Below are 14,766 nucleotides of genomic sequence, written 5' to 3' on the forward strand. Positions count from 1 at the left end.
TAAAATTAGTAACCAATTTCAACAGCAAAGTTGGTTGGCACATGACTCATTGGACTATAATATGTATAGCCACCACTCTCTCCTGTTGTGGTGCCTATAGCAGAATAATCATTCCCATTCGCTATAACAAAAGGTCCTCCACTATCACCAGGTTGTGATGCTGAACCAATTTGCAGTGTGCATCTCACAAGACCTCTTATGGTATAATTCGAGTCAGATGGAGTATCCTTCCAAGCCTTTGACACATTAACCGCATTTACTCTTAAAGTCGACCATACTTGAGTTTTATGTCCAAATCTATATACAATTGTGTTTACTGGCACAGAATTTACACGTCCCTTGATCTTACCTACAACAGTCCCTGAATGGTTCTGTTTGATCAGTCCAGATATTGTCTCACCACTATTTAAATTTACAATTCCCCAATCACCATTACCATTATGTGCCCACTGTTTGGCGGATACATTTCCGATTGCAGTATTACTATATCTAGCTGTATCACCTGTATTGAAAGCCGATGTGTGCCCACAAGTCAAATAGGCTCGCGTTCCATTATACCATCCAGTAAAGCCAAGAGTTGTACCTCCTCCTGAACCATGATAATAATATCCTTGACCTCCCAAATGATGATAACTTGGCTCATTTATTTCACCGGTTTCAAACACTAATGGTACTTCTTTACTATAATCAGATTTGATATCTTTGTAAATATCAATAGTATTAACCGCTATTTCATATGCGTCTTGCTCTAAAATTATGTTTACAGAGTTATTTAATGTGTCTACATAATATCCTGCTACCGAAATTAGCTTGTTTACTGAGTTTACTGAATCTATTAGCATGCCATTCAAATCATTTAGTGAATGAGCTACCTGCTCAAATACAACTACATCCTCAATACTCTCAGCTTTGAACTGGGTATCCTTCTCTTTAATTTTATTCAAGTCAACGCCAACAGAATAATCATGAAGAACCTGTGCATTGATAATATTTTGATCATCTGTGCTGGAAATTTGGATTACCAACTTTCCGTCATCGTTTACGTATGCACCTGCATAATTTTCAGGATAACGCGCAGGTTGTCCGTCTTTTTCTCCATATAGGTCAATAAAGGAACTTATAAGCTTATCATAAAAAATGACAGCATCATATTGTGCGATGGATTTCTCATAAAACTCTAACTCTTCTGTAGTCATTTTGTGTATATCTAAAACTATTGATGTATTATCTACTACATCTAAATCATTCTCATGTGCTACAACAAAAAATGAAAAAGCAAAACTCAAGCATAGTACCAGTAATAATAACCCTTTTTTCATAAAAACCACTCCTTTTCAATATTTATATTTAGGTGGCTGAGAGTTCCACAAATCCCACAAAACCAATTCTATATTCTTATGCCCTCCATTTTTTACGTGTAAAATTAGTTTTTTAGAGCAAAACAATCGCCCAACTCATAATGTATAAAATGTTTTTATTATACACCTTATGTTAAATATTATAAAACTAATAAAAAAGCTCAGCTTCGACGAGTAAAGGTTTGTCAGTATCTTCAATAACTATAACTTTATTCTTCAGTAACCTTCGAAACAATTTTTCCTCTTCAAAAGGTGTTGTTAAATAAGATTATGGACACCTATAAGAAAGTCATTATTTTAGCCTTTCTATTAATAAACATCAATTTGTCTTCCATCTTCTTTATATAACTTTTATTATTGTTTTTAAAACTCACTCTTTAATCTTTTCAATTACCTCCTTTCGTATTAAGTAATCATTAATATTTTATAATTATCCCTCCTTTTTTATATTATCTTTAATTTCCTATTTTATTTTCGAATACAATATAATTCCATTTATTACAGTTATATGTATTATATGTATTATTTTCCTAAATTGCAATACTGAATTGGAAATTAGCAATACGTAATATTGTGAATACATTGAGATTAATCAAAAGAGCAAAAGATTTTAATTCCTCTCTCGCATCTCGTATCTAGCATCTAGTTGGTATGCGTAAGGGTGCAGGGTTTTTGTAGCAACGAAGAAAATGAAGGATTTTCAACAGTCCGATGGCACTTGCCATCTGTTTTGTGTTGTAAAATAAATAAAAAAGTAAAAATTCATAAAATTAGACGAAATACAGACGGTAGGTTGATATAATTAAAATCGGATAAGATAATAGCATAAAAAAGTAATGAAGTATGAAGAATAAATTAAGAGTTAAGAGTTAAGAATTAAGAATTAAGAGTTAAGAGTTAAGAGTTAAGAGTTAAGAATTAAGAACTAAGAACTAAGAATTAAGAATTAAGAATTAAAAGAAAAAGAGAAATTGAAAATGGAAAATGGAAAATGGAAGAGTTAAGAATTAAGAATTAAGAGTGAAGATAATTAATAAAAAAGTGTTGGATTTATACCTATTGTCAGTCCATAAAAAAGAATAAAAAAAAATAAAAATAAACGAAAGGAATGATGAAAATGGCAAAATTTTTAAGCGACATCGAAATTGCACAACAGGCTAAGTTAAAGCCAATTACTGAAATTGCTAATGAATGGAATGTGGAGGAGGACGAGCTTGAACTATATGGAAAATACAAAGCAAAGATCAACTTAAGTATTTTTGATAGACTAAAGGATCGTCCTGATGGAAAGCTTATTTTAGTTACAGCAATTAATCCTACCCCTGCAGGTGAAGGAAAATCAACTACAACAGTAGGCCTAGGACAAGCCCTGAATAAAATCGGTAAAAAAGCATTTATAGCTTTAAGAGAGCCTTCCTTAGGGCCTGTATTTGGAGTAAAGGGTGGAGCTGCAGGTGGAGGTCATGCTCAAGTAGTTCCTATGGAAGATATTAACCTTCATTTTACAGGTGATATGCATGCAATAACAACAGCTAATAATCTGTTGTCAGCAGCCATTGACAATCATATCCATCAAGGAAATAGCCTTGATATAGATTCTAGACAAATTGTTTGGAAAAGAGTTCTTGATATGAATGACAGAGCCCTAAGAGAAGTGGTTGTAGCAATGGGAGGAAAGCCTAATGGATTTGTTAGACAGGATAATTTTATGATTACTGTTGCTTCAGAGGTTATGGCAGTATTATGCTTATCCAATGATTTAATGGATCTAAAGGAGAGGCTAGGAAGAATGCTTGTGGCCTACAGTAGAACAGGCAAAGCAATTACAGCATCTGACTTAAATGTTCATGGAGCAATGGCATTACTATTAAAAGATGCTATTAAGCCCAACATTGTACAAACTTTAGAAAATACACCTGCTTTAATCCACGGTGGTCCATTTGCTAATATTGCCCACGGTTGCAATAGTATTATAGCAACAAAGCTAGGGTTGAAGCTTGGAGATTATTTGGTTACAGAGGCGGGCTTCGGTGCAGACCTAGGAGCAGAGAAGTTTTTAGATATAAAATGTAGATATGGTAATTTAAAGCCGGCTGCTGTTGTAATTGTTGCTACTATTAGGGCATTAAAAATGCATGGTGGTGTTAGCAAGGCAGAGCTGGGAGAAGAAAATCTAGATGCACTAAAAAATGGATTTGTTAACCTTTCTAAGCAGGTTGAAAACATTGGTAAATTTGGCTTGCCAGTAATGGTGGCAGTAAACAAGTTTTTCAATGATACAGATGCAGAAATAGATTTATTGATAAACCTTTGTAAGGAAGCTGGAGTAAATGTAGCATTAAATGATGTATGGGCTAAAGGCGGCGAAGGTGGTAGTGATATGGCCAAGGTACTTGTGGACATGGTAGAAAATCAAGCCTCTAACTATAAGCCTTTATATAATATTGAAGACTCTATCCCAGATAAAGTTAATACAATTGTTACGGAGATATATGGTGGAGATGGAGTTATCTTTACTGGAAAAGCAAAGAAAGAGATTAAAAAGCTTGAAGAGCTGGGTTTAGATAAGCTTCCAATTTGCATGGCTAAAACTCAGTATTCCTTGTCGGATGATCCATCACTGCTGGGGGCTCCAAAGGGCTTTAAAATTACTGTTAAGGAAGTTAAGGTTTCAGCAGGAGCAGGGTTTATAGTGTGTTTAACAGGCGATATTATGACAATGCCTGGCTTACCGAAAGTGCCTGCTGCTGATAGAATGGACATTGATGAAAAAGGTGTAATAACAGGTTTATTTTAATTTGAGTGTAAAGGGGAGAAACATTATGGTAAGTAATAAAATGATTAATGAGGCTATGAAAATTAAGCTTGATAATGAGCTACCCAATAAGCCTGAATTCATTGCTGGTATTAGAAGGGCCCCCGACCGTGGATTTAAATTGACACCAGCTCAAACGGAAATAGCTTTGAAAAATGCTTTGAGATACGTTCCGGCGGAGCATCATGAAGTACTAGCTCAGGAATTTATGGAGGAGTTAATGACTATGGGACGGATTTATGGTTATCGATACCGTCCAGAGGGTAATATTAAAGCAAAGTCAATCGACCAATATAAAGGAAATTGTATAGAAGGTAAAGCATTTCAAGTTATGATAGATAATAACCTAGACTTTGATGTGGCCTTATATCCCTATGAATTAGTTACCTATGGAGAAACCGGTAGAGTGTGTCAAAACTGGATGCAATATCGATTAATAAAGAAATACTTAGAAGTGTTAACTAATAAGCAGACATTAGTCATCTCATCCGGACATCCAGTGGGACTATTCGAGTCATCCAGCCAAAGTCCAAGAGTTATTATTACCAATGCCTTAATGGTTGGTATGTTTGATAATATAAAGGATTGGGATATTGCAGAGCAAATGGGAGTTGCAAACTATGGTCAAATGACTGCAGGAGGGTGGATGTATATAGGTCCACAGGGAATAGTTCATGGTACCTTTAATACCTTACTTAATGCAGGGAGGTTGAAGCTTGGCTTAGGTCAGGAGGAGGATTTAAAGGGCAAATTATTTGTTTCCTCAGGCTTAGGAGGTATGAGTGGTGCTCAACCAAAGGCAGTAGAAATAGCAAATGGTATTGGTATCATTGCAGAGGTTGATCCTTCTCGTATTGAAACAAGACATAAGCAGGGATGGGTTAGTGTAACTTCAAATGATTTAAGTGAGATATTTAAAATTGTTGAAGAATACAGAAAAAAGAAGTCACCAATCTCTATAGCATATGAAGGTAATATAGTAGATTTACTAGAATATGCAGTAAATAACAATATCAAAATTGAATTATTATCAGACCAAACCTCTTGTCATGCGGTATACGATGGGGGCTATTGTCCACAGGGTGTATCTTTTGATGAAAGAACAAATATGTTAAAAACCAATCGAGAGAGATTTAAAGAATTGGTTGATGAATCCCTTAGAAAACATTTTGATCTAATTAAGAAGCTGGTTGAGAATGGTACCTATTTCTTTGACTATGGTAATGCCTTCATGAAGGCTGTGTATGATGCTGGAGTAAAGGAAATATCAAAGAATGGCATTGATGAAAAGGATGGATTTATCTTTCCTTCCTATGTAGAGGACATTATGGGGCCAGAATTGTTTGACTATGGATATGGTCCATTTAGATGGGTTTGTCTTAGCGGCAACCATGAAGACCTTATTAGAACAGATAAAGCGGCAATGGATTGCATTGATCCAGAAAGAAGAGGTCAGGATAGAGATAACTATGTTTGGATTAGAGATGCAGAAAAAAATAAATTGGTTGTAGGTACTCAGGCTAGAATTCTTTATCAGGATGCAGAGGGAAGAACAAAAATTGCTTTAAGATTTAATGAAATGGTAAGAAATGGTGAAGTTGGACCAATTATGTTGGGAAGAGACCACCATGATGTAAGTGGTACAGATTCACCCTTCCGCGAAACTGCCAATATAAAGGATGGAAGTAATGTTATGGCAGATATGGCTACCCAGTGCTTTGCTGGTAATGCTGCCAGAGGAATGAGTTTAATTGCCCTACATAATGGCGGGGGTGTCGGAATAGGAAAATCAATTAATGGTGGATTCGGCATGGTTTTAGATGGTAGTGAAAGAGTAGATACTATTTTAAAAACTGCAATGCCATGGGATGTAATGGGTGGAGTTGCAAGAAGAGCTTGGGCAAGGAATGAGAACTCAATCAGCACCAGCATAGAATTTAATCAAAATTCTAATAACGATAGCCACATTACATTACCATATATTCCAAATGATTCATTGATAAAAGATGTGATAGAAGAAGCATTAAAAAATAAATAAATTTCTTACAACAAAAACAACACCTCAGACAAAAAATAAAGGGAGGCTAATTGCGATGAAAAAAATAATTCAATGTGTTCCAAACTTTAGCGAGGGTAGAGATCTTGATAAAATAGAAAAAATAGTAAATCCCTTCAGAGGAAAAAATGGAGTTAAGCTGTTGGATTACAGCAGAGATGAAGACCATAATCGTGTTGTAGTTACAGTAGTAGGCGAGCCAGAAGCACTTAAAGTAGCTATAGTAGAGGCAATGGGTGTTGCAATTGAAGTAATTGATATGAGGAGTCATGAGGGTCAGCATCCACGTATGGGTGCAATAGATGTGGTTCCATTTATACCAGTAAAGAATGTTAGCATGACAGAGGCTGTTGAACTGGCTAAAGAAGTGGCTATGGAAGCTGCAGATAAGTATGATTTACCTATTTTCTTATATGAAAAGGCAGCATCTACTCCAGAAAGAGAGAACCTTGCAAAGGTTAGAAAAGGCGAATATGAAGGTATGAAGGATAAACTACAGCAACCAGAATGGAAGCCAGATTTCGGTCCTGATATGCCCCATGAAACAGCTGGAGTTACAGCTATTGGTGCCAGAATGCCACTGGTAGCCTTTAATGTGAATTTAGCCACTGATGATCTTGAGATAGCCAATAAGATATCTAAGAATGTGCGATATTTAAGTGGAGGGCTTAGATATTGTAAGGCCATAGGAATAGAGCTTAAGGAACGTGGAATTGTTCAAGTTTCTATGAATATGACTGATTACACAAAAACTGCTCTATATAGGGTTTTTGAACTGATTAGAATTGAGGCAAAACGGTATGGTGTTAATATTGTTGGAAGTGAAATCATTGGTTTACTGCCAATGGAGGCATTAATAGACACAGCTGTGTATTATCTAGGGGTAGAGGACTTTTCAATGGAACAAGTCTTAGAAACTAGGATAATGGAGTGATAAAGATGCAAAAAGGCAACATTTTAATTAAAGGAGCCAGCGAAGTGGTCACCTGCAGTGGCTCTCATGCTAAATTTGGAAAAGAAATGGCAGACTTAAATGTCATACATGATGGATCAGTAGTTATAAGAGATGGAGTTATAGAGGCTGTTGGTAAAACAGAAGACATAATAAAGAAATATAATGAAAAGGATTTCCAAGTTATTGATGCAACCGGAAAGGCAGTTTTACCAGGCTTTGTAGATTCACACACCCACTTAGTTTTTGGTGGTTATCGAGCTGAAGAATTTTCATGGCGTCTTAGAGGGGACAATTACATGGAAATTATGGAGCGTGGTGGAGGTATACTTAGCTCTGTAAAGGCAACTAAAGCAGCAACTAAAGCAGAGTTATATTATGCTGCAATGAGACGTTTAGACTCTATGCTCTCCTTTGGAGTAACAACCGTTGAAGGGAAGAGTGGCTATGGACTTGACCTTGATACTGAGATAAAGCAGCTAGAAGTTATGACGGAGGTAGATGACAACCATCCAATAGACGTGGTTAAAACCTTCCTAGGAGCTCATGCAGTTCCACCAGAATATAAGGGTAAAGAAGATGAATTTATTGATTTTATGATTGAAGATGTACTACCGATAGTGGCAGAAGGTCAACTGGCAACTTTTTGTGATATATTTTGTGAAAAAAAAGTATTCTCTGTAGATCAGTCTAGACGCCTATTAAGAAAAGCTCAAGAGCTTGGAATGAAGGTTAAGCTACATGCAGATGAAATAATACAACTTGGAGGCGCAGAGCTGGCAGCAGAACTAGGTGCAGTTTCTGCGGATCATTTACTACAGGCATCAGACGAAGGATTAAAACAAATGAGGGATAAAGGAGTAGTTGCAACCCTTCTACCGGGAACAGCCTTTAGCTTAAAGGAAAATTATGCCCGGGCTAGATATATGATTGATAACGGTAATGCAGTTGCCCTTGCTACAGATTTAAACCCAGGAAGTTGCTTTACAGAGTCAATACCTTTAATTTTTGCTTTAGCAACACTATATATGAAAATGACAACAGAGGAAGCAATAACTGCCTTTACCATCAATGGTGCAGCTGCACTAGATATGGCAGATACTATTGGAAGCTTGGATGTAGGTAAAAAAGGAGATGTAATTATACTAGAGTTTCCTTCCTATCATTTCATTCCATATCATATCGGTGTCAGCACGGTGGAGAAGGTTGTGAAAAATGGTATACTTGTTTTTGATAAAGAAAAGGAGTGTTATATAAATGTTAGCAAATAAGAGCCTTAAAGAGTTTCTAGAGGAGACGGCGTCAAATAAACCAGTTCCTGGAGGAGGAAGTATAGCTGCTATGTGTGGTGCTACGGCTGCGGCCCTTACTGGGATGGTTGCTAATCTTACTATAGGAAAGAAAAAGTATGCAGAGGTTGAAGAGTTGATGAAGGAAATAGAAGAGAAGACTTCTGACCTTAGAAATAAGTTTATAGATGATATCGACCGAGATGCAGACTCTTTTAATGAAGTAATGGATGCCTTTAAGCTACCAAAGGAAACAGATGAAGAAATAGTATCAAGAAAGAAAGCCATTCAAGAGGCTACTAAAAAAGCAGCACTGGTACCTTTAGAGGTTGCAGAGGAAGCTTTGAAAATAATGTCAATAATAGAAACTGTTGTAGAAAGTGGAAATCAAAATGCTGTTACTGATGGCGCTGTAGCTGCTATGATGGCAAGAACAGCAGTGCTGTCTGCCCTATATAATGTAAAAATAAATGTTCTATCAATAAAGGATGAAGTCTTTGTTATGGATGTTAATCAAAAGGTTAACGAGCTGGAAAAGAAGGCTGTTGAATTAGAAAAGCAAATATTAGATAAAGTAGTTTTATAGATTTAAATAAAAAGTAGCGAAGGTGACACTTCGCTATTTTTTTTATATAATTAGAATGTTATATAAAAAATGGGGTTTTTGTGTACCAGTACATATTGAGATGAAGGATTCCAAAAAGGTTTACAGAATATATAATATAGCTAAGATTGTAAAGGGGGGTTGGATAAATGAGTTTAATTCAAGTAAAACTCTTTAATACTCCAACTGTTACAAAGGATCAAGTGAAAATTTTATTTCCTTTTAGAAAGGCAGAGGCCCTCTTCTATTATTTGCTATGTAAAAAAGAAGCAACTCGAGATGAAATGGTAAATCTATTATGGGGAGAAACTCCAGAAGAGACTGCCAAGAAAAATCTAAGAAATGCTATGTATCAAATTAGAAAAATTTTCGATATGGATATAATAATTTCACCTCGAAAATCTATTATAATGTTAAATCCTGATATACAAATTAATATAGATATAGAAGCTTTTTTGAAGCAAAATAAAGAAGCAATAGACCTTTATACCGGTGAGTTTTTGCAGGGATTCTCCTTAAAGGATGGAGAAAGCTTTGAAGAGTGGATGATAAACACCAGAGAAGCCTATAAAGATATGTACATTTCACTGTTATATAATTTGTTAGATAACAAATCAAACCTAAGCCTTGAAAAAATTGAATATTATACTAAACTCCTTATTAATGCTGATCCCTTCGATGAAAGGGCATATCAAATACTACTTAATCAATATTTAGTTGAGGGAGTCTATAATAAGGGAATTGATATTTATAATAGGCTGGCGAAAACTTTAGATAAAGAAATGGGAATAGTACCAGATATCGAGAGTCAGAAATTGTTTGAAGACCTGCTTAAGGCTAGAAAGTTAAAAGAATCAAAAATTAATCATACTTCCAATGATTTTTTTTATGGTCGAGAATTAGAGCTTAATAGGCTAATTGAAAATCATAATAGCTTTATTATGGGAAGCTTTAACAAGTCTATAATGCTAATTGGAGAAGCAGGAATAGGTAAGACAGTTCTAAAGGATAAATTCTTTGATAACATAGATAAAAACGAGGTTTTTATTTTTAGCGCAAATTGTTATCAAGCTGAAGAAAGTTATTTCTTAAAGCCTTGGAATTCTGTTTTTATGGAGTTTGCCAATATTATTAAGGAAGAAGCCATTGATATCCCAAATGTGTGGAAAAACATAATAGCTTATTTGTTTCCCATATTTGATGTAGATGTCTTGTATAATAAGATGACCACCATTGAAGAGTTAGATAATATGCAGTTTAAGCTGGTTGAGGATGCAGTACAGGGTTTATTTGGTAAATTAGCCAATAAGAAAAAAATAATTCTTATATTTGAAGATATGCAGTGGATGGATAATATGAGTCTACTATTATTGAAGCACCTTTTACTAAATAATAAAAATAAACGGTTAATAGTCCTTGGGACATGTAGAAATGAATATGCTGCACGAATTGATGATTTTATTACTTTAATGAGTAGGTACAATCTGATGGAAACCCTTATGTTACAACGTTTTTCAGAGAATCAGGTGGAGGAGTTTATTAATTCAGTAATGCCTAATCAACTATCACAAGAACTCAAACATAAAATATATGAGGAAACCGAAGGAAATACTTTTTTTCTAGTGGAATACTTAAACGCATTAAAGGAAAACCGTAACTTAGATGAAATGTCAGTTAAAATGCAAGATGTTATAAAGAGTAGATTTATAAATTTATCGGTTAATGGAAAAAAACTAATTGACATTATTTCGGTGTTTTTTGATAATGTGTCACTTGAAATATTAGCGAAGGCATTAGGAAAAGATGAATTAGAAGTTATTGAAACAATTGAGGAGCTTCAGGACAGGTATCTTATTAAGGAAACAGTAGTTCATGATGAGATTATTTATCAATTCACCCATCAAAAGCTGAGAGATTATATTTATATAAATCAATCGCCAGCTAAAAAGAGGCTTTTACATAATATTATAGGAGAAATTCTTGAAGACGGTTTAATAAACGGAAAAAGGGATATAACTGTATACTCTAAACTTATTTATCATTTTACTAATAGTAGTAATTTAATAAAGGCATTGAAATATAAAATTTTAAACACTGATATTTATTTGGATTTCAGTCATGAGTTATTTCCCATTATAAACGAAAGCTATTATATTAAAGAGTCTAGTCTATACCTGTCTAGTCAACAGGCAATAGAGGTAATCAATGAAATAGAGACATCTATAAAAGAAGCTAAATACCTAAGACCATCAGAAGAATTTGTTAAGCTAGAAATTGCATTTTTTCATATGAAGGGTAGATATTTGATCAGAGAGGGAGACTATGAATCAGGATTGAGATTTATTTTGAGGATGATAGAAACAGCTAATGAAAATCTCCATCATGAATTCCTTTTAAAGGGATATAGACAGATGGTCTATTATGGAATACAAACCCATAACAATGAATTGATGGAACGATACCTTAAAATGGCATTGGATTTAGCAGAGGAAAATGATAACAGACTGGAGAAGGCAATTCTCCTTAGGCTCAAGGGCTTAAACAAAATAATGACAATTGACTATGAGGCAGCAGAGGAAGTTTTACAGAAGGCCATTCACCTTTTTAATGATATAAGCAAGTATGATGATAAGTATGCTCTAAATATTGCGGGTGTTTATAATTATTTAGGTGAAATAAGAAGATATAATATGAATTTTTCTAGTGCCTTAAAATACTACGATAAAGCTATGACTATGTGTAAGAAAATGAAGCTTTCTAGAGGGTTAACAATTTTCAATACCAATGCAGGGCAGGCGGCCTTTGACATGGGTGACTACGAAAGAGCCAAGAACTATTTTAAAAATGGTCTTATCCTATACAATCAATTCGATGTACCGTGGGGAAGGGCTATAGCAGAGGGTTATATGGCTTTGTTATATATTAGGGAAGGTAATTACAAAACTGCATTAGAGAATCTCATCCGTGCAGAATCTTATAGTCAGCAGCTTAAGAGTCCATACGAAATTGGGCTAGTCTACAGAGTTAAGGCAGAAATTAAAACTAACATGAGTAATAACATAAAACTCCAAAGGGTGTTTAAAAACCATCTTGCAAAGTCCCTTCAGGAATATTGTGATAAAGGGATATACTATCTAGAACAGGTAAACGAATGCTATGAAATCGAAATTTTAAAGATATTGAAAAAATAAGAATAATAGTCATATTAACTTTGAATTAGGAATATAGATAAACTGATTCACTAGTAAAACATAAAAATATTACTATTAATTGAAATCCCTTATAATAAAAATTAAATTAATTAAATAATTAATGGGAGGGGAAAAAATGGTATTTACAGAACCTCGAAGTACAAGTACAGATAAAAATGATGATGTAACCTACAAAGTTATAAAAACTGCACCTGATAAAATCAAAGTTGAGCTTTATTGGGGAGAAAAGCCTAGCCGGGGTTATAAAATTAAAATAAAAGAAGTTAAGCTAGAAGAAAATAATGTTAACGTAGTATATAGTCAAGTTTACCCTGATCCAGATTCCATATATAGCCAAGTGATATCATATCCCTCTGACATCTGGGAAGGAAAAGTAGAAAAACTACAAGATAATTATCAAGTAAAACTAAGTAAGCAATAGAGTAGAGCTAACCTATATTATTATGGGTTGGCTCTTAAATTTTAGAATAATGTTGATGTATATATATAGTTGTATTATATATAACTGGGAGTAACATTAATAATTAAATATCACACATGATTATCTAAATGCTTAGCAAAAGCTGTTTAATTATATTATAATAAAGAAAAAGGAATAAATATAGAATTAGGCAGGTGAAGGATATGCTAGAAAAAAGAAGAAGTGAAAGGCTTCCATTGAATCTGGAGCTTAATATAACCTCTTTGTTTAAACAGGATAATATTGTAATAGATGACATTAATGAAGGTATAGAGGTTGTAAACATATCTAAAACAGGTATTGGTTTTAAGTGTAAAAAAGCTCTTCCTATAGACTACTATTTTGATGCTAAAATTGAGCTTACAGAAAAAAAGTATTTTTACTGTGTACTTAAAATAGTAAGAATTGAAGCCGTTGATAAAGTTTTTTTTGTAGGCTGTGAATTTATTGGACTAGCAGATATTCTAAGTAAATCGGTTGATGAATACAGTGAAGAAATAAAAAAATAGTGCCTAAATAATATAATCAGTTAAAAAAAGCCACACAGTTCTTTTGAAAAATTCTGTGTGGTTTTATTAAATTTAATTATTAGATAAGGATGAGGATTATGGATATTTTAATGGGATTTGAGTTGGTTAATCCCCTTAGTGAAATGATTTCCTTTGTTGGAGGCGGAGGGAAAACAACTACAATGTTCTCTCTTGCCACTAAACTTAAGGAAATAGATAAAAAGATACTGGTAACTACAACCACAGCTATTTATTACCCAAGCAATAATGAATTATTTGATGAAATATTTTTAACTGATCAAAATGATTTAAAACAATTATATTCTATTAAGGAAGGGCAAATTTATCTTTTAGGAAGCTCAGTATCCAAGGAGGGAAAGCTGTTGGGGGTTAACCCTATACTGCTGGAGGAAATATATAATATGAAAATCTTTGACGTTATTCTTGTAGAGGCGGATGGCTCTAAAGGAAGGCCTATCAAAGCACCAGCCAAACACGAACCTGTTGTACCCCCAAGTACCACTAAATATATAGGAGTTATCGGATTAGATGCTTTATTTATGGAAATTAACAGTGATATTGTACATCGCATCGAAGAGTTCACCAGAATTGTCGAAGCTAATATAGGTGATATTATTATGCCAAGTACTGCTGCTAGATTAATAACACACCCAGAAGGGTTATTTAAGAACATTCCCAGTAGTAACTGTCAAGGATATGTGCTCCTTAATAAGGGTGAAGGAGAAGGATTTGAAGCTGGAAGGGAAATAATAAGACTCCTTGAGGATAATGCCCCTTTATTCAAAAGAATTATTATAGGTAGCATGAAGTATGAGAAGGACATTAAATTTTGGAGGGATTTTAATTGATTAGTGGTATTATAATGGCTTCTGGTTTTTCAAGAAGATTTAATCAAAACAAATTACTTATTAATATTAAGGGTATACCTCTAATTGAAAGGGTAATTCAGGCAGCTAATAATTCTGATTTAGATGAGGTCATTATAATTTATAGGAGTCCTGAAATTAAAAAAATAGCAGATAAATATCAAATAAAATCTGTCTTTAATACCATGGCCCATGCTGGACAAAGCGCTGCTGTGAAGCTTGGAGTAAATACAACCAAGGCCAATTCACTGGGGTATCTTTTTATGGTTGGAGATCAACCCTTTATTACTTCAGACCTGATAAATAGAGTTATAAATGAATACAAATATAGCCAAGCTTCTATTATTATACCAACCTATGGAGGAAAACAAGGGAATCCAGTGTTGTTTTCTTCAAAGCTGAAGGCGCAGCTGATGAAAGTCGAAGGAGATAAGGGTGGTAGAAGTCTTTTTAAGGATTTACAACATGAGGTTAAATTTTTAGAAGTAGAGGATGAAAAGATAGGAATAGACATTGATACGGAAAAAGACTATGAGGAAGTGAAGAGTGAGGAAGTGAAGAGTGAAGAGTTAAGAATGAAGAGTGAGGAAGTGAAGAGTGAAGAGTGTAGAATGTAGAATTAAA

The 14,766-nt window shown here is 34.2% G+C and carries 11 protein-coding genes; 10 read left to right on the top strand and 1 reads right to left on the bottom strand.

Annotation, left to right across the window (positions count from 1 at the left end; all coding sequences use genetic code 11):
• Positions 1-5: 5 nt before the first annotated feature.
• Positions 6-1,319: a chymotrypsin family serine protease gene (locus tag BLP68_RS18635; RefSeq protein WP_091546921.1), complete on the bottom strand. Its 1,314-nt coding sequence runs from the start codon at positions 1,317-1,319 to the stop codon at positions 6-8.
• A 1,156-nt stretch (positions 1,320-2,475) separates the two neighbouring features.
• Between BLP68_RS18635 and BLP68_RS18640 the strand changes: the two genes are divergently transcribed.
• From BLP68_RS18640 to mocA, 10 genes are all read left to right on the top strand, one after another.
• Entirely contained in the window at positions 2,476-4,155 is a 1,680-nt protein-coding gene (locus tag BLP68_RS18640) for a formate--tetrahydrofolate ligase (RefSeq protein ID WP_091546922.1), read from the top strand.
• 25 nt (positions 4,156-4,180) lie between these two features.
• Positions 4,181-6,211: a urocanate hydratase gene (locus BLP68_RS18645; protein WP_091546924.1), complete on the top strand. Its 2,031-nt coding sequence runs from the start codon at positions 4,181-4,183 to the stop codon at positions 6,209-6,211.
• Between the two features lie 55 nt (positions 6,212-6,266).
• Positions 6,267-7,163 (top strand): glutamate formimidoyltransferase, encoded by an 897-nt coding sequence (gene ftcD / locus BLP68_RS18650; RefSeq protein ID WP_091546926.1) that lies wholly within the window; start codon positions 6,267-6,269, stop codon positions 7,161-7,163.
• 5 nt (positions 7,164-7,168) lie between these two features.
• The gene (gene hutI / locus BLP68_RS18655; RefSeq protein ID WP_091546928.1) at positions 7,169-8,452 is read left to right on the top strand and encodes an imidazolonepropionase; all 1,284 of its coding nucleotides are present in this window, start codon (positions 7,169-7,171) and stop codon (positions 8,450-8,452) included.
• Complete coding sequence (locus BLP68_RS18660; RefSeq protein ID WP_091546929.1) at positions 8,439-9,056, top strand: cyclodeaminase/cyclohydrolase family protein; 618 nt, start codon at positions 8,439-8,441, stop codon at positions 9,054-9,056. The genes hutI and BLP68_RS18660 overlap by 14 nt, the downstream gene beginning before the upstream one ends.
• Positions 9,057-9,223: 167 nt before the next feature.
• Positions 9,224-12,265, top strand: a complete 3,042-nt coding sequence (locus BLP68_RS18665; protein WP_091546932.1) for an ATP-binding protein — start codon at positions 9,224-9,226, stop codon at positions 12,263-12,265.
• A 136-nt stretch (positions 12,266-12,401) separates the two neighbouring features.
• On the top strand, positions 12,402-12,707 hold the full coding sequence (locus BLP68_RS18670; RefSeq protein ID WP_176759107.1) for a protease complex subunit PrcB family protein: 306 nt from the start codon (positions 12,402-12,404) through the stop codon (positions 12,705-12,707).
• A 203-nt stretch (positions 12,708-12,910) separates the two neighbouring features.
• Complete coding sequence (locus tag BLP68_RS18675) at positions 12,911-13,255, top strand: PilZ domain-containing protein (RefSeq protein WP_091546936.1); 345 nt, start codon at positions 12,911-12,913, stop codon at positions 13,253-13,255.
• A 98-nt stretch (positions 13,256-13,353) separates the two neighbouring features.
• Positions 13,354-14,124: a selenium cofactor biosynthesis protein YqeC gene (yqeC, locus tag BLP68_RS18680; RefSeq protein ID WP_176759108.1), complete on the top strand. Its 771-nt coding sequence runs from the start codon at positions 13,354-13,356 to the stop codon at positions 14,122-14,124.
• Complete coding sequence (gene mocA / locus BLP68_RS18685) at positions 14,121-14,759, top strand: molybdenum cofactor cytidylyltransferase (protein WP_091546941.1); 639 nt, start codon at positions 14,121-14,123, stop codon at positions 14,757-14,759. The genes yqeC and mocA overlap by 4 nt, the downstream gene beginning before the upstream one ends.
• Positions 14,760-14,766 lie beyond the last annotated feature (7 nt).

It is taken from the genome of Alkaliphilus peptidifermentans DSM 18978, from assembly GCF_900101495.1.
Taxonomy (GTDB): Bacteria; Bacillota; Clostridia; order Peptostreptococcales; family Natronincolaceae; genus Alkaliphilus_C; species Alkaliphilus_C peptidifermentans.

Bases quoted from the DNA above. Each gene is read 5' to 3' on its own strand.
- yqeC (WP_176759108.1), top strand. From the start codon at position 13,354: ATGGATATTTTAATGGGATTTGAGTTGGTTAATCCCCTTAGTGAAATG.
- hutI (WP_091546928.1), top strand. From the start codon at position 7,169: ATGCAAAAAGGCAACATTTTAATTAAAGGAGCCAGCGAAGTGGTCACC.
- BLP68_RS18640 (WP_091546922.1), top strand. From the start codon at position 2,476: ATGGCAAAATTTTTAAGCGACATCGAAATTGCACAACAGGCTAAGTTA.
- BLP68_RS18665 (WP_091546932.1), top strand. From the start codon at position 9,224: ATGAGTTTAATTCAAGTAAAACTCTTTAATACTCCAACTGTTACAAAG.
- BLP68_RS18670 (WP_176759107.1), top strand. From the start codon at position 12,402: ATGGTATTTACAGAACCTCGAAGTACAAGTACAGATAAAAATGATGAT.
- BLP68_RS18635 (WP_091546921.1), bottom strand. From the start codon at position 1,319: ATGAAAAAAGGGTTATTATTACTGGTACTATGCTTGAGTTTTGCTTTT.
- ftcD (WP_091546926.1), top strand. From the start codon at position 6,267: ATGAAAAAAATAATTCAATGTGTTCCAAACTTTAGCGAGGGTAGAGAT.
- BLP68_RS18675 (WP_091546936.1), top strand. From the start codon at position 12,911: ATGCTAGAAAAAAGAAGAAGTGAAAGGCTTCCATTGAATCTGGAGCTT.
- BLP68_RS18660 (WP_091546929.1), top strand. From the start codon at position 8,439: ATGTTAGCAAATAAGAGCCTTAAAGAGTTTCTAGAGGAGACGGCGTCA.
- BLP68_RS18645 (WP_091546924.1), top strand. From the start codon at position 4,181: ATGGTAAGTAATAAAATGATTAATGAGGCTATGAAAATTAAGCTTGAT.